Origin of the sequence: Paenibacillus sp. GM2FR, from assembly GCF_002803325.1 — a bacterium.
Lineage (GTDB): Bacteria > Bacillota > Bacilli > Paenibacillales > Paenibacillaceae > Paenibacillus_AQ > Paenibacillus_AQ lautus.
Genome location: NZ_MKZM01000011.1, coordinates 273269 through 295658 on the forward strand (window position 1 = coordinate 273269; position 22390 = coordinate 295658).

Genomic DNA, 22390 nt, shown 5'->3' on the forward strand with positions numbered 1-22390 from the left:
AAAAAAAGAGGCTCCCCCTTACTTAGAGTGCCTCTTCCATTCCTATTCTTACGCCTCCCGCAGCTTAAGGCGCGCTCCACCTTTGTTAGCCTTTGCCATGGGTTTAATCTCCATGCAGAAGCTAAACTCCGGCTTCGATCGGAGCTGCTGCCTTTACCTTTTTGCCATACAGCAGCATAAGCGGGATGCTGATCACAAATGCGCCGGCAACAAGCAAGAACGGAATTCTCGGGTCGATGCCATATGCCCAGCCTCCAATGATGCCGGAAGGCGAAATGACAATAAGAATGAGCACCTGGAGCAGGGCGAATATTTTGGCGCGGTTCTCATCGTCGATGGCATTGGCCACCGCCGTTTCCAGATACGGATACGTCATCATCGTGCCGATTGCGGCAATGACGGTGCTCAGACTCAGCACCAGCAGATCTCCTTGCGGCGCAAACACCAGTATGACATTGGACAATACCGATATAACAAATCCCCATACCATCGTCCGGTGTACATGCTGCTCCCCGATCCGGGGCATGATCCACCGCATGAATATCAGCATAATGACGGAGGAGAATGCCGGAAAGACCGAGATCAGGCCGCTGCCCAAATGCAGATATTCCACCATGAAGATGGAGACGTAGGTTGTCTTCACCGTCATCTGAAAATTAAACAAAATATAAACGCCGAAGATCATCAGCAGCAGCGGATTTCCGAGCATGCTCTTCATCACCAAAGCATAGTCGGTCATCCCTTCCCGCAGGCTCATCGCCTTCGTTTCTTTCATCTTGCGGTATCCGATATCCGTCTCCCTTGTCGCATAGTGACGCCCAATGAACTGGATCGTCATCAGGATACAAGCCAGCACGAACATGATGCGCACTCCGGGCACCAGCGTGAAATGATACACCAGCAGCCCGCCGATCGGTGCAAACAAGCCGCCTACGACGCTAATCAGCTGCAGCAGCGTAAAGACATAGGTTCGCTCCTTCGGTGCGGTGTCCTCCACCAACAAACAGTAAAAGGCGGTATGCGGCACCTTCTGAAAGCCGTTGATGACGGCCGCGATCACAAAAAACCAGAAGTTCTGCGAGACCGCCCAGAGCAGCGTTGCTACGGTCCAGCTTAGTACGTCGAAGTAGAGCAGCGCCTTTTTTCTGCCTAAACGGTCTGTTAAATACCCGCTGAGAAACGAAGAAAGCACCTGTACAAGCAAACCGATGGAGGTAATCCAGCCGATACCCGTCTCGGTTACCCCGAGTTGGTACATGTAGATGGAGGTGTACGTCGTGAACATGCTGTAAGGGATAAGAAACAGCGGCTCATAGACGAGACAGCCCCGCGCGTTGCCAGTCAATTGCCGAAACGAAGTTGAACCCATAATATCCTCCGGACCTAATGTTATCGTTGTTTAGCCATTATAGCGCAACCGGGCCGGCAGCAGGATAGGAATCTTGAAGGATTTTTTGAGATCATTCCGCTCATGACAATCCAAATCCAGGAAGAACGTCAGCCCTTATCGCGTTGAGCAGCCCCTTCACCTTCTTGTGCGGCAGCCTCAGGCAATAGAACGGTGATGGTCGTCCCTCGACCCACTTCAGACCACACATTTACCCGGCCACGGTGCGCTTCGACAATCGCCTTGGCGATGCTCATCCCGAGTCCCGAGCCGTCCATGCTCTCTTCGGTATTCGTTCCCCGATAGTAACGCTCGAACAGATTGCAGCGGGTCTCTTCGTCCATCCCCACGCCTTGATCCGCCACCACGATTGCCGCACCGGCAGGGCGTCTCTCCACCCGGACCTCAACGTTTACCCCATCCGGATTATGCTTCACGGCATTCGTGATCAGGTTATCCATCAACCGCTGCAGCCACTTGGCATTGCCGTCGACGAGTAGCGCCCCTTCGCCGCCAATATAGTTAAAATTCGCATCCAGCGTGGCATCGTTGACGTATTTGAGCACGCAGCGGCGCACCAGCTCATTCAGGTCAAGCCGGGTAAGCTCCTGGGGGCGGATCTCGCTTCTCAGACGGAAGACGAGCGAGAAATCATTGATCAGCTCCAGCATGTAGTCCCCTTTTTCCCGAATCACCGTTCCCATCTCCCGCAGTTCCTCCTGACTCCAATCCTGCGGTGCATTCTCAAGCATATAGCCGTAACCCTGGATGGAGGACAACGGAGTACGCAAATCATGCGATATCCCGGACATCCATTCTTCCCGGTTACGATCCAGCCGCTCCCGTTCCCGTTCAGTTTCGGCAAGCTGCTCCGCCATCTTGTAAAAAGAATGAATCACTTCCTTGTACAACTTGAAGCGCGTGCGCAGCTTTCCGTTCTTACGGAATACCCGCTTCCGGTCCTTCGGCGTCAGCACTTCCTCGTAAGCTCCGCTGCCCATCCGCTCAAACCACCCGGTAAACAGCAGCAGCGGCCGGCTGTATCGATATCCATGCCATATGGCGACCCCAAGTGACAACACAAGCACGCAGACCATCGTCCATAACGCCACGCGGATCAGTTCGTTCATCATCGGCCTTTTCTCCAGCGCCTCGTCCTGCGGCGTATGATATACCCAGGTGTTGCCGCTGGCCGCATCGCGATAGACCGCGATATGCGTGGAATACGTGCCCGGCTGCTCCTGCATCGTGATGATCTCCAGCGGGTGGTAGCTTACCTTATTGTCTGAATCGGTTCCAATCGCTTGGACAACGCGGCCCTCCCGGTCAATGACATGCAAATAACCGCCTAGACCGGCTAATTCGCGTTCGAGCTCCGCTTCATCCTCCGGCCTCACCCTGCCGCCGTTCTGATAATGGGCATACCATTCCCGAAGATGGTCCGAACCCTCATCAATACGTCCGATCAGATACAGCAGCGGTTCTTCATAGGTCAAATCCATCTGCCAATCCATCGTATACTCGCCGAGACGGCGCTCCTCCTTGATCTGAAGCAAGGTGCTTACCGAGTACTCCGACGGAACATCCAGAGCCGTATTGGTGGAAAGAATCACGTTTCCGTCCATATCCACCACTTGCAGCCACATATCCTTCTCTTGAAGCAGGAGCTTCCACTGTTCTTGCAGCAGGACCTCCCCATTCTCCGTCACCGTCTCGGTCACGATGCTGTTCAGGACACCTGTCGGAAAGTTCCGTTTGATTTCATCGTCGCTGATATGTTTGATCAGGAAGAATAAGAGCACGATCAGGAAGCAAAACATAAACGCCGAGAACGCAATTAATTGGTACGTAAAATGAAAGGCCAGCCTTCTGCGCAGTCTCATCGGCCTTTCTCCTTAACCAGCTTGTAGCCGAGCCCCCGAACCGTCAGCAAATATTGCGGGTTGCTAGGATCCTCCTCGATGCGTTCACGGATGCGACGGATATGTACCATGACGGTGTTGTCCTCGCCCATGCCGTCGATGCCCCACACGGCTTCGTACAGCTGCGACTTGGAGAATACGACCCCCGGATGCTTGCAAAAATAAAGCAGCAGTTGAAAGACCTGAGCCGGACAAGGCACAGGCTCTCCCAGCACCGTAAGCTCCCCGGCGGATTCATCGACCTTAAACCGGCCGAAATCCCATGCACGCTGGATCACCGGCAGCTCCGCCGACACGGTCGCCCCGATGCCGCCACGACGCAGACGCGCCTTGATTCTTGCGGCAATCTCCAGCGGATTAAAGGGCTTGGTGACATAATCGTCCCCGCCCATCGCAAAACCGGTCAGCACATCCAGATCCGACGCTTTGGCCGTCAGAAACAGAATATGCGGACTGCCATAGGAACGGATCTGCGGACAGAGATCAAATCCCGTGCCGTCCGGCAGCATGACATCGAGCAGCACGATATCCGCTCCGTGTGCAGCGATTTCGCTGAGCGCCTCCTTACAGCTGGAAGCCGTATATATGCGGTTAAAGCCTTCCTTGCGCAGCACCATCTGCAGCATTTTCACAATGGAAGGTTCGTCGTCTACAATTAAAATTCGTGTTTGATCCATTTTATCCTCACCCGACATTTATGCTAGCACAACAACCTTAACAGGAGTTAAACAAATGCGGGAAGAGTTAAGAAAAAGTTAGGTTGCCGTTTCCGAGTTATTTCATTTCGAGCTTTATACTTGGTGTCAGAGGTGATTGACATGAATTCAAATAAACGTTCCACGGCCGTGGATGCGATTCGCGGTTTGAGCTTGCTTGGCATCCTGATGGCCAATATGCTTATTTTTCAATACGGCATGTTCGGCAAAGACGAGCTGCATTTCTTCCAGCCATCCACGCTGGATCTGATTAGCCATGACATGCTGAAAGTATTCGTAGAGGGCAGCTTCATGCCGATCTTTACGTTCCTGTTCGGTTACAGCATGATCAAGATGCGGGAAAGCCTGATCGGCAAAGGGCTCAAATACGGACGCAGCTTTTTCCGCAGGTCCATGCTGCTGATCGTTCTCGGTTTGCTCCATTCGACATTTATCTGGGAAGGCGATATATTGCTGTTTTACGGAGCGATCGGACTCTTCCTGGTGCTGTTTGTGAAACGGAAGCCCAAAACGATTCTGATCTGGGGGATCCTCTTACTCGCGCTGATGTCCCTCCTCGGATATGGCTCCATGGAGCCTACGGCAAGTGAAGCCGATCGTATGGAGAATTATGTGAAGCAGTCTATTGAGGTGTACGGCAATGGCACGTACAGTGAGATTCTGAGCTTTCGTTCAACTGAGGAAATGCCCATCGACCTTCCGGATTGGTTGATGCTGCTGGTCATTCTGATTGCTCCGCTGATGAGCGCGCCGATGTTCCTGTTTGGTATGGTCGCCGCCAAACGCGGGCGCTTCCTCCATCCCTCCATGGAGATCAAGCTGTATCTAAGATGGTCACTGCTCATACCGGTCGGGCTTGGACTAAAGACCGCAGGGGTTATGCTCGGATCCACCCACGGCTGGAGCGGCATCTTTACGATGCTTGGCGGACCTCTGCTCGCGCTGGGTTATATACATCTGTTCGCTTCCCTATATGCCTTCTCATCTAAACAATCGGTCATCATCCGGGCGTTTGAAGCGGTTGGGCGGATGTCGCTAACCAACTATCTGACGCAAAGCGTTGTGTGCGTACTGATATTCTACGGATTCGGGCTGGGCATGTTCGGCAAGCTCGGCGTGCTGCAAGGAGCGCTGCTGGCCATCCTGATCTATGCTGTACTGGCAACGGGCAGCCTGCTCTGGTTGAAACGATTCCGCAGCGGCCCGATTGAACGGCTGCTGCGCATCGGCACCTATTGGTCATGGAGCGGCAGGGCGAAACCCAAAGCGGTAGTGCCGGCTGCCGCCGTACCAGCGGCAGAGTTTCCGGCGGAAGGTCCTCCGGCGACCTGAGAATTCCATAGCTTTCGGCATGAAGCACGGTTCCTCCCAAGATGAAATCAGGACGCTCGTTCATGTATAATGGACATATCTGCAAGGGGCTGAACATTTCCGGAATTTATCCGGTCATCACCGAAGGAGGAATCAAGCATGCTGGTTGTTACCAACTCGATTAAGATTAAACCGGGCTTCGGACAAGAAATTGCGCAGCGATTCGCTGAAGCGAAGGGCGTACAGGAGATTGAGGGATTCGTGCGGATGGAAGTATGGCACGAAGCCAAAGAAGGCGCAGAGGCTGAGGAACTGAAGGTCTCTACGGTATGGGAAGACGAGGAGGCGTTTAAACGCTGGACTTCCAGCGAATCGTTCCGGCAATCCCACGGTCAGGGCCGCAACGAGAATATTTTGGGCGCATCCTTGAACAAATATGAGTTGTTAATCAGTCATAAGAAGTAATATATAAAAACGTCTATCGACGTACCCGGTATGAAAAAGAACCTAGTTCCGAGATCGTCATACCATTATACGGGGTCCCCATCATAAATACCCTGCCCGGGCGTTTGCCTGTGGCAGGGTATTTTTTTGCCGTGATATGTCACACGCCTTCTCCGTTCGTTCACGATCCCTGTGATACCAAAGAGACCTACCTCAAGGCTCCTGATCGTTTATCGTGTAACCCGGCAGCAATTCAGGGTTGTGGGAGCGACCCAGCTCGACCATGTAGCTGTTCAGATCGTTCAACTCGGGACCCGTCAGTACATACGATTGTCCATCCACCTCAAACTCGTTTGCCACGCGAACCTCCTGCTCACCTTGCACGACGTCCATAAAGAACAGAAACCCCGGTTTCTCCTTCCCTGTGATCCGCTTGGCTTGAAGACTGTCCACTCGCTTCATAACCGGTTCTATGTCCTGTTCCTGATCCAGCACCATTCGTGTGCCATCCCCGTAAACCACATGAATGGCCCTCACCTTCGCTGCATCCAGCTTCATCAGTGTCATGACGGAGTACAGGCTTTGGTCTGCAGACTCCGCATCCTCGTCGAATCGGCTGCAGCCGGCCATACCCAGAACAACGATAATTGCTACCATCATGATGAACGCGAGCTTACTGGACATCCTTTCATCCCTCCAAACGAAAATCTCACCATCCGTATCCGTTCCAAAGTCACCAAATATGATCACGCCGAAATGGTTATATTAAGCACGATCAGGCAAAGCCATACATTCTGAGCAAAAGGAGCTTACGTCCTATGGAAAGCACGCACGATTTTGTGGAAAAAATGAACGAGAATGCGGAGAAGGCCCGTCGCAACAAAGAAAATCACGGCAAAGGAACGCCAAGCGACAAGCTGCCGACCAAGCAGCACGGCACCAAGAAGTAAAATGAAACATACCGCGATCCTCATAGGATCGCGGCTATTCTATCAGGAACGCTTCGAACACCGGTTATCCGCGCTTCCCTATTCCATATGATTTACAGTCCTTCGGATGCCTGCTTCAGCAGAGATCCAAGCGCATCATAATCGACCTGCTGCCCGGATGATATTTTGATGGTCTTTCGTTCAGGCGGTCCTTCAAACAACGCTTCAGGCCAATCCAGGCCATCCGCATTGAAAATCGTAAAGCTCAGGGCGCTCTTCGCGACGCTGATCACCGCCGCATATTTTCCATTCTTCAGAAAATGGGGCTTTTTATATTGAAGCCGTTCCGAAACATCCGGGATCGTGCCGTGCACGAGCTCCCGAAGCTGCTTGCTGACCTCCACCTTCCAGGTATCACTGATGGCTGCAATGTAATCCGTTACTTCTTGATTCATCTTATGGACTCCTTCTGTATCATAGTATGGTATTTTTCAGCTCAGCCCTGATGAACCATCTGCCAGGTCATGCCGTACCGGTCCACCACTTCACCGTAGTAGGCTCCCCAAGGCTGCAGGGCAAACGGATATTTCTCGGTACCCCCATCGCTAAGATGGCGATAGGCGGCGCGGGCTTCTTCCTCGTTATCAAACGTGATGGCCAGACCCATGCTCGTGCGCTTGCCGGTTTCCTGAAAAGCGTCGGTGAGGATTAGCTTATTGCCGTCAGCCAGCGTTAATGACATATGCATAACCTTATCCTGATGGGCTTCCGGTATGCCCGGCATGTCCTTGAAGGTAGTCAACAAACCGATCTCTCCACCCAGCGCTTGCATGTAGAAATCAGCCTGACCTCTTGCATCCTCCGAAATAATAAAAGGTACCATTTGTGCTTGCATGTTCATCTTCCTCTCGGTTTATTTTTTTGGTTTATATCTAAATGACGAACGAGATTTTATGTAATCGACACATCTTCATATTTTTCCGAAAAAATTTTTAAAAAATTTTCTCCAGCTTGTCTTAACACTCCGCTGACAGGCATTCTGCCGCACGGTCAAGCAGCAGAGAACGTTCCCTCAGGTTATCCGTCAGCGATGCGGCCAGCTTGAACTCCGCGCAGGCTTCGTCCAGGCGCCCCACCTTAAAGAGCAGGTCTCCCCTTACGCTCGGGAGGAGATGGTATCCCTTCAAGGCGGGCTCGCCACGTAAAACATCCACGATCTCAAGCCCGATCTCCGGACCGAAAGCCATGGAGAGGGCCACGGCCCGGTTCAACTCCACGATGGGCGAAGGAGAAACCTGGGCCAATGCCTCATACAGTGCGGAAATTCGAATCCAGTCGGTCTCTGCGGCACTGGGCGCTCCGGCATGACATGCGGAGATGGCAGCCTGTATGGCATAAGGACCCGTCATTCCGCCCAACCGCTCGATCCGATCCAGAGCGGCAAAACCGCGTCGAATCAATAAATAATCCCACAAGGCCCGATTTTGATCCATGAGCAGGACAGGCTCCCCCTCCGCGTTGACCCGGGACTTGAATCGGGAGGATTGAAATTCCATTAACGCAACCAGTCCATGCACCTCGGCTTCCGTCGGCGCGATCTCTGCCAGCACCCGCCCGATACGAAGCGCTTCCTGACACAGCAGCGGACGAATCCACTGGCTGCCCGATGACGCTGCATACCCCTCATTAAACATGAGGTAGATGACCTCAAGGACCGATGACAATCGCGGTTTAAGCTCGGCTCCCTGAGGAATCTCGAATGCCACCCGGGTCGCGGACAGCGTCCGTTTGGCACGAACGATTCGCTGCGCGATCGTCGGTTCAGGCACAAGATAAGCGTGGGCAATCTCCGCTGTCGTTAAACCGCCGAGCAGACGCAGCGTCAGGGCCACGCGGGCTTCAGGGGAAAGAACCGGATGACAGGTCATGAAGATCAACCGCAGGAGATCATCGCTCACTTCCCCCGGCTCCGGTACCTGAATATCCGATTTCATCCGGGAATCCATTTCGCGTCCCAACAGCTCATACTTCTGATCGCGCACTTTATTCCGGCGCAGCAGATCCAGTGCTTTGCGCTTCGCAGCGGTCATGAGCCATCCACCGGGATTGTCCGGTATTCCGTCTATCGGCCAGCGTTCCAGCGCAGTGATAAGCGTATCCTGAGCAAGATCCTCGGCGATCCCGACGTCACGGACCATTCGAGTCAGGTAGGCAATGATTTTAGAGGATTCGATTCTCCAGATGGCCTCGATCGTACGATGGGTATCTGCCGCTGACATTACGGATTCTGCCTTTGAATGTGTTCTCGCATTTCGTATTGTTTGGCCTGTGCTTCAGGGTCCTGCGTTAAGTCAGTCGGTTCAAACACCTGGCGAAGCTCAATCTGGCCTGCACCGAAGCCGTGTGGATCCGGCATGCGTTTAGCCCACTCGATCGCCTCTTCCCTCGTCTTTACTTCGATCAAGGTATACCCCGCGATCAGTTCCTTCGCTTCCGTAAAGGGGCCATCGGTAATTTTCGGCTTGCCCCCCGGCTCCGGATAAGATATCCGGATGGCGCCCGAGCTTGGATGGAGCCCATCGGCAGCAAGCAGCACGCCCGCTCTGGCCAGCTCCATGTTGTACCTCATCATGGCATCCAGCTGCTCTGCGCTTGGCAGCACGCCTGCCTCGGAATCCTCGGTTGCCTTTACAATCATCATAAATCTCATTCTTATTCCCTCCTGGTTATCGAGACTAAACTTAAAATTTTCGTTCTATGCTTAATCAACGAATAGAGAATCCCCTAATCGACAAAGACGTCAACATTTACAAAAAAATAATAGGTTACAATCATTTCGTTACGGAATCGTTTATTCCTGTTGGAATGATTCGGCTCTATAAAAAAAGACCAACCAAGGCAAACACTTGATTGGTCGATGGAGGGGCGATGATCCTAATCCAAGCCCGTTCCTATGGCAGGCAGTTCATCCCATGGACTTGGCTCGCCCCATTGCCGAGCAAATCGCGGCATTCTTCAAGCAGCTTTGTGATACGCCGCAGGAAGCACTATAATTTTACGACTAACGAAACAAGGACATCTCCGCTCCGGTACCGAAGTGATTAGCTACCATTTCTCATGAATGCGGTGATCTCTTATGGACACTAAGATCCCGAACCGGATCCATATTATCGGCTCTGTCGGCAGCGGCAAAACAACGCTTGCCCGGAAGCTGTCCGCCCAGTTTAATCTCCCTTATTACGAGCTCGACAATGTCGTATGGGAGCGGGCCGAGCCAGACGATATTAGAAGGTGTGAGGCGGATCGCGATGCGCTATTGTTAAGTATCGTGAACACGAATGGCTGGATCATCGAGGGCGCTCATCTGAAATGGGTCAGCCCCAGCTTCCACCATGCGGATCTTATCGTTTTTCTGAACCCGTCCTACTCCACAATAACCTACCGGATCATCACAAGGTTCATCAAGCAGCGACTGCGACTTGAAGAAGCGCACTATACCCCCAGTTGGGATATGTTCAAAAAAATGTTCGAATGGAGTGCCGCCTATCAGCGGGAGGGTAGGTATCAGATTCAGGACACGCTTGCGGATTATCCCGGCAAAGTGGTCGTCGTGAAGAGCCATGAACAACTCATGCAGGAGCTTAAGCAGCGGATGCCCGCCATAGAACAGCAAGAAAGGACCTCCGGTTAACCGGAGGTCCTCTTCTCTTAGAAAATATCCATGCTCAAATACCGCTCTCCCGTGTCCGGGGCAATGCAGACAACCCGTTTCCCTTCCCCCAGCCGCTTCGCCACGCGAAGGGCCGCGAATACCGATGCGCCGGAGGACGGTCCTACCAGTATTCCTTCCTTGCGGGCCAAATGCCGGGCGGTCTGTAGTGCATCCTCGTCGGCGATCTGGATAATCTCGTCATAAACGCCCGTATTCAGAATCTTCGGTACAAAACCGGGGCTCGTGCCCACCAGCTTGTGAGGTCCCGGCTGTCCGCCGGAGAGCACGGGCGAGCCCTTCGGCTCGACCACCGCGATATGCAGGTCCGGCAGAGACTTCCTCAGCTCTTCCCCGGTTCCGGTTACGGTGCCGCCCGTTCCCGCCGTTGCCACAAAGGCGTCCAGCCGCCCTTCCATCTGCTCCAATATTTCCGGCGCTGTCGTCACCCTGTGTATGTCCGGGTTGGCCGCATTCTCGAACTGCTGCGGAATGAAGCTTCCGGGAATCTGCTCCCTGAGCTCAAGCGCTTTGGCAATGGAGCCCGGCATGCGTTCGCTGCTCGGTGTCAGCACGACCTCCGCACCGTAGGCCTTCAGGATGTTAATCCGTTCCTTGGACATGTTATCCGGCATAATCAGGATGGCCCGATAGCCCTTGGCGGCCGCAATCATCGCCAGACCGATGCCGGTATTCCCGCTCGTCGGCTCGATAAGGGTGCCCCCAGGTTGGAGCAGACCCTGCTCCTCCGCGGTATGAATCAGATTGTAGGCCGCGCGGTCCTTCACGCTGCCGGAAGGATTGAATCTCTCAAGCTTTACATAAACGTCTGCTGATCCTTCCGGGACTAGCCGCCGAAGTTTCACCATTGGCGTCCGACCGATCATATCAACTACACTATTATAAATCTCCATGATGTTGATCTTCTCCTTTTATATATGAAGTGAAGTCATTCTCCGCTAAACCATATGACTCACAAAGACAATAAGCTTACTCGGATTATAACAAAAACGTTGATCGACGTACATTCGCAGATGACAGACCGCAGTTAGAGGAAGTTTTTCTTGCGATATCAGGAAGAACATGCTTCGAAGTTATACCTTCTGATATCTAAACAAAAACGTTGATCGACGTACATTCGCAGAAGACGGCCGCGTTTAGTCGATGTCTTTCTTGCGATATCAGGAAGAGCATGCTTCGAAGTTTATACTTTCTGAAATCTAAACAAAAACGTCGACCAACGTACATTCGCAGATGACAGAGATCGACGTACATTCCCGAAAGACCGCCGCGTTTAGTTGATGTCTTTCTTGCGAAATCAGGAAGAACATGCTTCGAAGTTTATAATTCCGATATCGAATGGGGGTTCCTCGCTCACTGACAATGAACCCTCGTTAAGCGCTATTAAGCTGTCAGGCTGACGCCGCCGATTGCCGGATGCTAGCTCAAGGAGCGAAGCCCTCGCACTGCCAGGCTAGGCTCGCCGCTTCATTATGAATTTGTGGTATGCTGTTCATTGAAAAAGATTCGATCGGGCTTTACTTTACCCTACCCCTATTTCAAGGAGGCGCAACAAGCGTGAACATTCCGCTGATACTACCTGAAGACCAACCCGTCCTGCTGCTCGACCGGACCGATAATTTATCGCATCAGGACGTGCTGTATCATTTTGCGCTGGACGAGCTATTATGCAGGCTGACCGGAGAAGGCGGGCCCGCCATCTGCCATCTGTGGCGGCATCCGCGCGCCTTTGTCTTGGGCGTGCGGGACAGCCGTCTGCCCGAGGCGCCGCAAGGGGAAGCCAACCTTCGCTACCTCGGCTATGATACCGCCGTGCGCCATTCGGGCGGTGCCGCGGTACCCTTGGACGCCGGCGTGGTGAACCTGTCCCTCATCCTCCCCTTTTTCTCCGCCGGACCGGCGCCAGATTTTCATCAAGACTTCGAGATCATGGTGGAGCTCATCCGGGAAGCCCTCCGGGACACCGGGCAAAGGGTGGATACCGGCGAGATTGCCGGCGCCTTCTGCCCCGGAACGTTTGATCTAAGCATCGGCGGCCTCAAATTTTGCGGCATTGCCCAGCGGCGGCAGCGGAAAGCCTTCATCATCCAGGCTTTCATCATTGCCGAGGGTTCGGGCAGCGAGCGCGCCCGGCTGGTTCGTTCCTTCTATGATATCGCTGCTGAGGGAGCCGATCCCAAGCAGTACCCTCTGGTAGAGGCCGACAGCACGGCCAGCCTCGAGGAGCTGACCAACATCGGCAGCGGCTTCGAAGCGGTACGTCAATTTACGGCAGCCGTCAAAAAAGTCATTCGAGGATGGCAAGCAGGCAAGGATTTGGCCGAAGCAGCTTCCAGGTTTACGATGCCTGGGGACGAGGATATCCGCTTTATGGCTGACCAGATGCGTCAGCGGTATAACCTTAATTAAACATAATAAAGAACCATATAGGCTGATTCATCAGTCTATATGGTTCTTTATACTGAAAGGGGAGTCCCCTTATTGTTATATATTGGACCCGCACTTAGTGTGGATCCTCCGTCCTCAAAACGTTGCACCAGTCCAACACAAGCCTGTACCTATAAACTCCGCTTGTATTGCAGTTCTGCCGGGAGCATGCAACAGTTCTTGCAATTCTTGCAGTTCCTGCAGTTCTTGCAGTTCTTACTGATATCCAAGAGACGAATAAACAAACTAATGGACAATAGATCCGTTATTTCGAAAAAACAGCAACTTTCCCCGGACTTCCGGACTCAGAATCCGCTATCTACTATAAATACCACGATTAACAGCCATATTCTATGTAATAACGGATCTGATGTCCTCATTAAACCCCAAACCAACCAATCGAGACGTAATAGCGGAACCTCTGTCCTCAAATCATTACAACAGTCAACACGCTCAAGCAGCGCCTGGTATTCCGCGGACAAACAAACCTCGCCCTATCGATACAATACGTCCATCAATCCATTCGCGTCCTTCGATTCATTCTATCCGTACGACACAGTAGGTTAATCGTTACAAATCGGACGGTCGGACGGTTCACACAATCCATCCATCCATCCGTCGATCGATCCACACAATCCATCAATGCAATCCAATCAATTCACCCTAAAGCCCAAATAACTGAATCTGTTCATTTTGGCACCATCACCTGGCAGCTAGGCCAAGTATGAAAACGAGAATCGTGTACCATACCAAGATGACTTTATTTTTACATTTCCACCATTCACCGATGATATTGCCATAACATTTCCCCTATAAACTTGTCCTGATGGCAATTTATACATTAGGGGTGGATAAGCTTGAATAAAACGATGGACCGCAAAACGTTTCTGTCTTATCTGGGTACGGGCGCAACTGCATTGGCAGCCGCCTCCGCAGGCTTAGGTGTATTGGAAGGGAAGGCTTCGGCCATGTCCGGAACCGCAAATCATCTGTTCGGCTTCAAAACGAATCGGGTCAGCGGCTACTTCGACCCAATCGAACCAACCAAAGCAGACCAGCTCGTCCTGCCTAAAAACTTTAAATATGATGTCATTGCTGCTTTCGATGACGTGATCAACCCGGCTGGCGAAAAGTTTGGCTCCGGCTGTGATTACAACGCATTTTTCCCGCTTAAGGGCTCCAACGTCCGCGGCCTCCTGGTCAACAATCATGAATACTCCACCATCTTCTCGATCGGACCTGTGAAGGACGGGAAGATGACGGCGGATCAAATACATAAAAACCTCTATTACCAAGGCATGTCGGTCATCGAAGTATACCGTGACGAGAAGGGTGTGTGGAAAATGGACACCACCTCCACCCATGCCCGCCGCATCAACGGCTTCAGCAAATTCGATATCACCGGCCCGGCCAAAGGCATCCCTGCTCTGAAAGGCGCAACGACGGCTACCGGCACGTTTGCCAACTGCTCCGGCGGCGTAACGCTTTGGAACACGGTCTTATCTTGCGAGGAGAACTTCGAGGACACCGCGGCAGTCTCGAACCTTCCGGATACCCATTACGGCTGGGTGGTTGAGGTCGATCCGTTCGATAAATCCTTCTTGAAAAAGCATACCGCCCTCGGCAGATTCAATCATGAAAACACCGCCATGGGCCTTGCCGCAGACGGCCGGATCGTTGTCTATATGGGCGACGATAAGAAGGATGCCTGCGTCTATAAATTCATCAGCAAGAACAAATATGACAAGAGCAAGGGCCGCGCCAACTCCGCGCTTCTGGAAGACGGAACCCTGTATGTCGCCAACCTGAAGTCGGGCAAATGGATGCCGGTCACCTTGGAAGCCGTAGCCAAGGCCGCCGCAGAGGATAAAGAGGCCCAAGCTAAATTCAAATCCCAAGGCGATGTGGTCACTTACTGTCAGGAAGCTGCACGTCTTGTCGGCGGAACACCAACGGACCGTCCGGAGGACATCGAAATTTCGCCGTTTGATAACACCGTGTTTGTCTGCCATACGAACAACGACAATCACGGCAACATCCACGGTCATATCACGCGTATCTTTGAAGCGGGCAACGATCTGGCCGCCATGGAGTTCGACTTTGAGATCTTTGCTGCAGGCGGACGCCAATCCGGATTCAGCTCGCCGGACAACCTCGCGTTCGACTCGAACGGCGATCTGTGGGTCGTAACGGACATCTCCAGCAGCAGCCAGAACAAAGGCGTTCACAAATCCTTTATGAACAACGGACTGTTTGTGATTCCAACCAGCGGACCGGATCAAGGGGTCGCACTGCAATTCGCCTCCGGCCCGGTGGAATCCGAGCTTACAGGTCCTTTCTTCACCCCCGACGAGCAGACGCTCTTCCTGTCCGTTCAACACCCGGGCGAGAATACGGAGGACCTCAGTAAACCAACCAGCACATGGCCTCACCGCTCCGGCGAGAACATGGCGCGCTGCGCCGTCGTGGCGATTAGCGGCTTCAAACTGGAATAATACCAATCGAAAGGAGCGAGGATCATGCCGTTTGGCAATATTGGAATCGGTGGTTTAATTCTTATTTTGATTATCGCACTCATCATATTCGGTCCCTCCAAGCTTCCCGAGCTCGGTCGCGCTTTCGGGCGGACCTTAAGCGAATTTAAGGGCGCAACCCGCGGCTTGATGAACGGAGACGACGAGAATGGGAAAAAAGACGATGCTCCGCAAACTGCTGCAGCGGTCAATAAGCAGCACAGCTAATCCGAACGACCAGAGCGCGATCGAGCATCTGGAAGAAATGCGGAAGCGCCTGATCCGCACCCTGCTTGCGTTTCTCGTCGCGATGGTGGCCGCCTTCATCTACGTCGAGAAGATCTACCACTGGCTGGTACGAGGCATGGACAAGCAGCTCGTTCTGCTCGGTCCCTCCGAAGTAATGTGGGTGTATATGATCATTGCGGGCGTTGTGGCCGTCACCGTCACACTTCCCATTGCCGCTTATCAAATATGGCGGTTTGTGCAACCGGCGCTGCCTGATGGGACTCACCGCTCGGCTGTGCTGCTCATTCCCGTTATCAGCGTATTATTCATTGCTGGCATCTGTTTTGGATACTTCGTGCTGTTCCCGATGGTGCTGCAGTTCATGCAGCGTATGGCCGAAGGGACATTCCAAACGATGTATACCGCGCAAAAATACTTCACGTTCATGATCCATATGACCGTACCGTTCGGATTCCTGTTCGAAATGCCCGCCATCGTCGTTTTTCTGACGAAGCTCGGCATCGTGAATCCGCATCGGCTGGCCAAGATGCGCAAATCAGCCTACTTCCTGCTTTGCATCGTGGCTGTCACCATCACGCCGCCGGATATCATGTCCGATCTGATCGTGATCGTCCCGCTGTTCCTGCTGTACGAAATCAGCGTTTCGATCTCCAGATTCATCTATCGCAAGCAGCTGCAGCTCTCTCAAGCGGAGGGCAGCGCAACCTAATCCACGTCCGTTTCCCCCGAAGCTGGACGGAACCTTCAAGAACCCGTGACTAGACAGCCTAAGCAAGCAGGTTGTCATGAACACGGGTTCTATTTTGTGTAAGATTATCTAACATAATATTTTATAAAAATCTCATAAAACGATTGACACCTTCAAAAAAAACCATTAACTTTACTAATTAACAAAGAATTCAACACCATCTTGTCATTAATATGTTATGAATCAGGAGGTGAAATGTTCTAAACCACTTATAATTTGTCATATTTATGTTATAAACACTTACATTCACACGGTTCAGTTCCTTGATAGCCTCTAAAACCGCATGGGAGATGCGAGAAAACGACGAATGGGGGAAATGATGAATGATGAAAAAACAAACCAAGATGTTCAAACGCGTGTTGTCCATGGCGCTCCTGCTTGGATTGGCCATGAACAGCATAACCACTGCGGCAGCTGAACGGTTTGCCTATGAAGAAATTACATTGAAAGAGCTTGAGAAGGGTTACACGGAGGGAACGTTCAAGACCGAAGAGGTTGTGAAGGCATACCTCGACCGGATCGGCATCTACGAATCCAATTACAATGCGTTCACCATGATGAATGCCGGCGCGCTTCAGGAAGCCCGCGAGGTTGACCGGCGCCGGGCGGCGGGCGAGAAGCTCGGCCCCCTTGCAGGTGTGCCGATTGTCATCAAAGAAGCCGTCGACGTCGCCGGCTTCCCGTCCACCTTCGGCTGGGCTCCGCTCAGCAAGGAGCTCGGCGGAATCGAGCTGATCCCGGAGAAGGACGCCCCCGTCGTTGCCCGCTTGAAGGCGGCCGGCGCCATTATACTGGGCAAGACCAATATCCCGGCATTCAGCTCCGACGGTACGCGCGCCAGCTCCAGCTGGGCTGGCGACACCTATAACGCCATTGATCGGAAGCTGGTCCCGGGCGCCAGCAGCTCCGGCACGGCGATGTCCATATCAGGCAACTTTGCCGTGCTCGGCATTGCCGAAGAAACCGGCGGATCGATCCAGAATCCGGCGGCAGCGCAAGCGCTGGTCGGCATCAAGCCAACCTTCGGATTAGTGCCAAATGCCGGGGTCGTCCCTCTCGCGGGAAGCACCAGAGACGTTGTCGGCCCGCATGCCCGGACGGTTCACGACGCCGCCGTCATGCTGGACGTCATCTCAGGCTATACGGCCGAGGATGCCAAGACCGTTGCATCGATCGGCAACATTCCCAAGAAAGGCTACACCTCCAAGCTGAATCCGTTGGGCCTCAAGAACAAACGCATCGGACTCTATGGCCCGGGGTGGCTTGGCGAAGAACTGACGGCGGAGACCCAAAAACTATATGACCGAGCCGTGAAGGAACTGGAGAGTCAGGGAGCCATCGTGGTCACCGATCCGTTCGCCGATACGGAATTCGCCGAATTTGCCAAGTCGTCAGGCTCCATCGGCATTGAATCGATCGTGTACGATATGGAGCAGTATCTGAAGCACCTGGGTCCGAATGCCGCCATTCAGTCGGTGGATGAGCTGATCGAGAAGACGGGCGAGACCCCATCGGCGCTCGCCAGGTATCCGGAAGCCTTGAAAAATCCTGGTGCCGTCCCTGATCTCTCAAAATTCACGGAAATCCGAACGAAATATCTCCATATTTTTAACGATGTGATGGATCAACACAATCTGGACGCACTTGTATTCCCTCAAATGTATAAGGAAACGCCGCTGCTTCACAGCGAGGACAAAATCGCTGACACTACCGTTCCCGAGATCAACATCGCGGGCGTTCCTCTCGTCACGGTGCCAGCTGGATATTATAAGAGCGGTTCTCCGTTCTCCATCGCCTTTGTCGGCAAAATGTGGAGCGAAGCCGACTTGCTCGGCATGGCCTACGATTACGAGCAGGCGACGAAGCATCGCGTCGCCCCAACGCTTGTCGCCAAGCCTTAAATGCCTGCCTTCTAAGCCTAACCCAAATCAACCGGAGCCGCAGCGGCTCCGGTTTTTTCAAGCAACGTATGCAATGATAAGACAAGCCCGTCCATTGAGGCAACCCGGCAACGGCATGCATTACCTTTGTTATTTACATTCCGATTTTGAATTTTTGGCATGTTTCCAATTAATTTTAGCAATGATCCATTGATTTATTAGTCAAGTTCTCCTAGTATTTTCATTAGGAACATCCGGCGGCTATTTATGAAAGCTACAGCCTTGCCTTTATTTATGATAGCGCTATCAGAAGGTACAAAAGGTCAAACGTCTATCGACGTACCTTCACAGATGATAGACTTATGCCCAGAGGAGTTTTTCTTGCGATTATCGAATGGTTCAGCTTCGCTGTAAACTTATCATTCCATAATCTTAAAATACCGGGAGGTTGCAGATATGAAATGGAATCACTTCAAGTCCAAGCTTCTGCTTAAATACACACTGTCCTACATATCCATTTTCCTGATACCTCTTGTTATATTAACCATCATCATTTACCACAATGCCGTGGATACGCTCCGTTCCGAGATTGAGCAGACCAACGTCAATCAACTGACCCAGGCTAAAACCGTCATCGACGAGCGTATGAAAGAACTACAGGACATCGCCTTTCGAATCGCCTATGACGAGCAGCTGACCCGCTATTGGACTCACCATCCTTACTACAGCCGGGAATCCATCGGAGCCTTGGTCAAATACAAAGCCACCAGTTCCATCATCGATGAGCTATTCCTGTTCTTCCGCGGAGATAACAGCATTTACTCGTCCCAGGGCTTTGAGAATCTGAACGTCTTTACCGACCGCTACAAATTCAAGAGCTGGAACGAAACGGAGATGGTCCGGGATTTAAACTCCGTCCAGATCCCGACCATGCGTCCGGCGGAACAAGTCGTGCAAGGGACCAAAACCCAGAATTCCATGCTGGCATACCTTGTGCCGATCGCACCCAACAATACGCCGGCTCACGGCACCGTCATGTACTTTATCCACGAATCCAATCTGACGGGATTGATCGACTCCATCCTCAGCGATTATCATGGGATGACTTATATTTTCGATAATTACGGACAAGTCCTGGCTGCCAATTACAAAGGAGAGACCATTACCGAGCAGGAAGTCAACGCGCTGTTCTCGCTTGAGCCGGGAACGCACAGCCTTTCGTTGAACCAAGAGCCCCATTCGGTTGTGTCCGTCAAATCCGACACGGGCTGGACTTATGTCACCGCGATGCCAAGCAACCAATTTTTCGGCCGCATCGTTCATATTCGCACTTTTATCGTTCTGGTATTCTCCTTCGTGGTGATGATGGGCACCATTCTGGCGATTATGCTGGCCCGCAGGCAATACCATCCGATTTCGGATTTGATGGAATTCATTCGCTTGAAGAATGATCCCGAACCGTCCACACCCAGTAACGAGCTGGAATGGATCAAGAAGACGCTGCATGATTACAGCCAGCGCGTCGATCTCCAAGAGCCCTATGCCCGAAATCATATTCTGCTCATGCTGCTGAAGCACGGCCATACCGGGGAGTTCCCGGCCGAGTATACGGAGAAGCTGGGCATTCGCTTCAGCCGCTCCCATTATTTTGTTGTAACCATGGGCTGGGAGGCGCACGCCCTTCCCATTGGTGACAATCCGGAACGGCGGCCTGTCATGCAGCTGATGAACGATGTGGAGCTGACGGCATTTTCCGCATACGCCTATGGAGTGGAGCTGCCGCAGCCTGATCAGCTGGCCCTCATCGTCGGATTTGATGCGGAAACCGGGCATGAGGCGAGCCTTAACGCCCGGATGGAGCCGATCGCCCTGGCCCTGCAATCGATCGCTGCCGAGCACACCGGCGTCTCTCCCGCGATCGGGGTAGGCAACCGCTACAGCTACCCGGAGCAGTTGAATCAATCCTTCATTGAGGCAACGACCGCGCTGGAAGCATCCATGCTGCATGGACAGGGCAGCAGCACCTTCTTCAACGCTCTTTCGGGTTCCGGTGCGCAGGATTCGTCCTTCTGGGTCCCTAAGGATGTGCTGCTGAAGCTGGTTCAGAGCTTGAAGCAGGGCAGTTACGATGTGGCGGTTCAGATGGTATCCACCGCATTGAATAACCTGAAGACGGAAATGCCGTCCGTACCGCTGCTGCGCTGCATTTGCTTCGATATTCTGAATACGATGCTGAAGACCGCGTCCGAGCTTGGCATCCATCATGTAGTCAATCAACTGCCACGGGTCACTTCCTATGACTCGCTGGAGGATTTGGAGAAGAAGCTGGCAGGCCTTGCCGCGGAAATCTGCGCCCATGTCGAGGCGAAAAGCGAGACGGAAGAGAGCTCCCTGATGGATGAAATCGTCGCTTATATCGACGCTAATTTCACCGATTACGACCTCAGCCTGGGCACGATCTCGTCCAAATTCTCTATCTCTTCATCGTATTTCAGTCGCTCCTTCAAGGAGAAGATCGGCATGAATTTCACCCAATATATCTGGCAGAAACGAATCGATGAGGTCATCCGGCTGCTGCTGCACACAACCGATCCATTGAAGGATATCATCACCCGGGTCGGTTACCTGGATACGCCGAACTTCATTCGTAAATTCAAGAAAGAAACAGGTTACACGCCTGGCCAATATCGCAAAATGCACAGCCCCAACGCTGCCGACTCCGCGGATGATGACGACGAGGAGTACATCGGATAACGGTTTCCGACGTTGGCGTCGAGGAATGCGTCGGATAACGACTTCGGACGTCGGCGTCGTGGAGTGCGTTGGATTACGGCTTCGGACGTCGGCGTCGTGGAGTGCGTTGGATTACGACTTCGGACGTCGGCGTCGTGGAGTGCGTTGGATTACGACTTCGGACGTTGGCGTCGTGGAGTGCGTTGGATTACGACTTCGGACGTTGGCGAATAAGAGTGCCGGTTTTGCCGGATAAAACAGAAACCTCCCCTGAGCAATCAGGGGAGGTTTTCGTATGTTTTAAACTCATATCGAGCGATCCGATGATCACGCACCGCCAGCTTTTCCTATTTCCCAACAGGGTTGCTCTGAAGTCCTTGATGCATAGCGCCCAACAGGCGATGGGTCGGGTCGCATCCGTATTCCCAGAACATAATCCCGGCCAAGCCTTGTTCCTTCACATAATCGCATTTGCACCGAATCGATTCCTCATCGTCATAAGAAATCAGGCTGGAGCCATTAAAGAGGTACGGTGCACAGGCTTCCTCATCCCAATAACGAACGTAGCCGTTCTTGTTGATGTAATCCGCAGTCAGCTCGGCAAAGGCCGGACCATAGCCGCCCGTGCTGCCGGCCATTTGGTGAAGGCCGTTGTTCCGGTCCGGCACTTCATTCCATACGCGGGAGTAGAATGCGGCACCGATGACAATCTTCTCCTTAGGGACACCGGCACGGACGAACAGGTTCACGGAAGCATCCGTACTGATTCGGAACAGATCACCGGTTGGCGTGTACAGATTCGTATGATGTCCGGTCAGGACCTGAAATCCGCCTCGCATATCATAGGTCATCAGCTGTACAAAATCCAGGTACCGCTGCACCTCGGCCATCTCTGTGCCATCTACATAGTACTGGTCAGCCCCCGCCGCAATCGTAAGCAGATAATGCCGGCCATCCTGGGAGCCCTTGGCATCCAGCGCCTCCCGGATCGTCTGGAGCAGCAGGGTGAAATTCCGTTTATCGTCCGGGCTGGACGCTATGCCGGCCTCGCCGTAACAAGGATACTCCCAGTCCAGGTCGATCCCGTCAAAAGGGTATTCCTCCAGCACCCGTATGGCGGAAGCGGCCATGCTGCCCCTTCCCGTTTCGGTTGAGGCAGCTTCCGAGAAACCGCCCGCACTCCAGCCGCCAACGGACAGCAGCACTGTAAGATCCGGGTGCTCCCGTTTGATGTTCCGGACAACCTCGCCATTCCTCAGATGCTCGGTCGTGATTTCATCGTTCTTGACATGGCCGAAAGCCACGTTCAAATGCGTCAACTTCGATAGATCCTCATGCGTCATGTCGGGAAGAACCGAATCGACGGCGTATCCCGCCGTAATATACTTCGTCATTACTCTT

Annotated in this window: 22 protein-coding genes; 12 read left to right on the forward strand and 10 right to left on the reverse strand. The window is 52.8% G+C overall.

Annotated features, from left to right (window positions below; all coding sequences use genetic code 11):
• Positions 1–121: 121 nt before the first annotated feature.
• From PAEVO_RS29565 to PAEVO_RS29575, 3 genes are all read right to left on the reverse strand, one after another.
• Complete coding sequence (locus tag PAEVO_RS29565; RefSeq protein WP_100541053.1) at positions 122–1369, reverse strand: MFS transporter; 1248 nt, start codon at positions 1367–1369, stop codon at positions 122–124.
• A gap of 128 nt (positions 1370–1497) precedes the next feature.
• A complete protein-coding gene (locus tag PAEVO_RS29570) occupies positions 1498–3270 on the reverse strand; it encodes a sensor histidine kinase (protein WP_100541054.1) in 1773 nt (590 codons plus the stop codon).
• On the reverse strand, positions 3267–3986 hold the full coding sequence (locus PAEVO_RS29575; protein WP_100541055.1) for a response regulator transcription factor: 720 nt from the start codon (positions 3984–3986) through the stop codon (positions 3267–3269). Before PAEVO_RS29575 ends, PAEVO_RS29570 begins: the two co-directional genes overlap by 4 nt.
• A 141-nt stretch (positions 3987–4127) precedes the next feature.
• On the opposite strand from PAEVO_RS29575, the gene PAEVO_RS29580 reads away from it, so the two are divergent.
• Positions 4128–5357, forward strand: coding sequence for a DUF418 domain-containing protein (locus PAEVO_RS29580; RefSeq protein ID WP_100541056.1), 1230 nt, complete (start codon positions 4128–4130; stop codon positions 5355–5357).
• Between the two features lie 138 nt (positions 5358–5495).
• Positions 5496–5801 carry an antibiotic biosynthesis monooxygenase gene (locus tag PAEVO_RS29585; protein ID WP_100541057.1) on the forward strand — a complete coding sequence of 102 codons (306 nt, stop codon included), beginning with the start codon at positions 5496–5498 and terminating at the stop codon, positions 5799–5801.
• Between the two features lie 192 nt (positions 5802–5993).
• On the opposite strand, the gene PAEVO_RS29590 is transcribed toward PAEVO_RS29585, so the two are convergent.
• Positions 5994–6464, reverse strand: coding sequence for a hypothetical protein (locus PAEVO_RS29590; RefSeq protein ID WP_100541058.1), 471 nt, complete (start codon positions 6462–6464; stop codon positions 5994–5996).
• 134 nt (positions 6465–6598) lie between these two features.
• On the opposite strand from PAEVO_RS29590, the gene PAEVO_RS29595 reads away from it, so the two are divergent.
• On the forward strand, positions 6599–6730 hold the full coding sequence (locus tag PAEVO_RS29595; RefSeq protein WP_009590359.1) for a DUF4023 domain-containing protein: 132 nt from the start codon (positions 6599–6601) through the stop codon (positions 6728–6730).
• Between the two features lie 92 nt (positions 6731–6822).
• Here PAEVO_RS29595 and PAEVO_RS29600 read toward each other — a convergent pair whose 3' ends face one another.
• The 4 genes from PAEVO_RS29600 to PAEVO_RS29615 form a co-directional block, all read right to left on the reverse strand.
• Positions 6823–7164, reverse strand: a complete 342-nt coding sequence (locus PAEVO_RS29600; protein ID WP_100541059.1) for a DUF1801 domain-containing protein — start codon at positions 7162–7164, stop codon at positions 6823–6825.
• Positions 7165–7205: 41 nt separating this feature from the next.
• Entirely contained in the window at positions 7206–7604 is a 399-nt protein-coding gene (locus PAEVO_RS29605; protein ID WP_100541060.1) for a VOC family protein, read from the reverse strand.
• Positions 7605–7725: 121 nt separating this feature from the next.
• Positions 7726–8988 (reverse strand): RNA polymerase sigma factor, encoded by a 1263-nt coding sequence (locus tag PAEVO_RS29610; protein WP_100541061.1) that lies wholly within the window; start codon positions 8986–8988, stop codon positions 7726–7728.
• A complete protein-coding gene (locus PAEVO_RS29615) occupies positions 8988–9419 on the reverse strand; it encodes a YciI family protein (RefSeq protein WP_100541062.1) in 432 nt (143 codons plus the stop codon). Before PAEVO_RS29615 ends, PAEVO_RS29610 begins: the two co-directional genes overlap by 1 nt.
• Before the next feature lie 196 nt (positions 9420–9615).
• Between PAEVO_RS29615 and PAEVO_RS34035 the strand changes: the two genes are divergently transcribed.
• Positions 9616–9762, forward strand: a complete 147-nt coding sequence (locus tag PAEVO_RS34035; protein ID WP_165789778.1) for a hypothetical protein — start codon at positions 9616–9618, stop codon at positions 9760–9762.
• Between the two features lie 83 nt (positions 9763–9845).
• Positions 9846–10400 (forward strand): P-loop NTPase family protein, encoded by a 555-nt coding sequence (locus PAEVO_RS29620; protein ID WP_100541063.1) that lies wholly within the window; start codon positions 9846–9848, stop codon positions 10398–10400.
• Between the two features lie 17 nt (positions 10401–10417).
• Here PAEVO_RS29620 and cysK read toward each other — a convergent pair whose 3' ends face one another.
• Complete coding sequence (gene cysK, locus PAEVO_RS29625; protein WP_100541064.1) at positions 10418–11332, reverse strand: cysteine synthase A; 915 nt, start codon at positions 11330–11332, stop codon at positions 10418–10420.
• Positions 11333–11996: 664 nt separating this feature from the next.
• Here cysK and PAEVO_RS29630 point away from each other — a divergent pair.
• The 7 genes from PAEVO_RS29630 (at position 11997) to PAEVO_RS33585 (ending at position 21245) form a co-directional block, all read left to right on the forward strand.
• A complete protein-coding gene (locus PAEVO_RS29630) occupies positions 11997–12848 on the forward strand; it encodes a lipoate--protein ligase family protein (protein ID WP_100541065.1) in 852 nt (283 codons plus the stop codon).
• Between the two features lie 887 nt (positions 12849–13735).
• Positions 13736–15361, forward strand: a complete 1626-nt coding sequence (locus PAEVO_RS29635) for a PhoX family protein (RefSeq protein WP_100541358.1) — start codon at positions 13736–13738, stop codon at positions 15359–15361.
• A 24-nt stretch (positions 15362–15385) separates the two neighbouring features.
• Positions 15386–15607, forward strand: a complete 222-nt coding sequence (gene tatA / locus PAEVO_RS29640) for a twin-arginine translocase TatA/TatE family subunit (protein WP_096775768.1) — start codon at positions 15386–15388, stop codon at positions 15605–15607.
• Positions 15564–16337 (forward strand): twin-arginine translocase subunit TatC, encoded by a 774-nt coding sequence (gene tatC, locus PAEVO_RS29645; protein ID WP_100541066.1) that lies wholly within the window; start codon positions 15564–15566, stop codon positions 16335–16337. The genes tatA and tatC overlap by 44 nt, the downstream gene beginning before the upstream one ends.
• A gap of 362 nt (positions 16338–16699) precedes the next feature.
• On the forward strand, positions 16700–18277 hold the full coding sequence (locus PAEVO_RS29650; protein ID WP_100541067.1) for an amidase: 1578 nt from the start codon (positions 16700–16702) through the stop codon (positions 18275–18277).
• A 435-nt stretch (positions 18278–18712) separates the two neighbouring features.
• Positions 18713–21010, forward strand: a complete 2298-nt coding sequence (locus PAEVO_RS29655; RefSeq protein WP_100541068.1) for a helix-turn-helix domain-containing protein — start codon at positions 18713–18715, stop codon at positions 21008–21010.
• 25 nt (positions 21011–21035) lie between these two features.
• Positions 21036–21245 carry a hypothetical protein gene (locus PAEVO_RS33585; RefSeq protein ID WP_133120362.1) on the forward strand — a complete coding sequence of 70 codons (210 nt, stop codon included), beginning with the start codon at positions 21036–21038 and terminating at the stop codon, positions 21243–21245.
• Positions 21246–21336: 91 nt separating this feature from the next.
• Here PAEVO_RS33585 and PAEVO_RS29660 read toward each other — a convergent pair whose 3' ends face one another.
• On the reverse strand, positions 21337–22383 hold the full coding sequence (locus PAEVO_RS29660) for a glycoside hydrolase family 18 protein (RefSeq protein ID WP_100541069.1): 1047 nt from the start codon (positions 22381–22383) through the stop codon (positions 21337–21339).
• Positions 22384–22390: the final 7 nt, after the last annotated feature.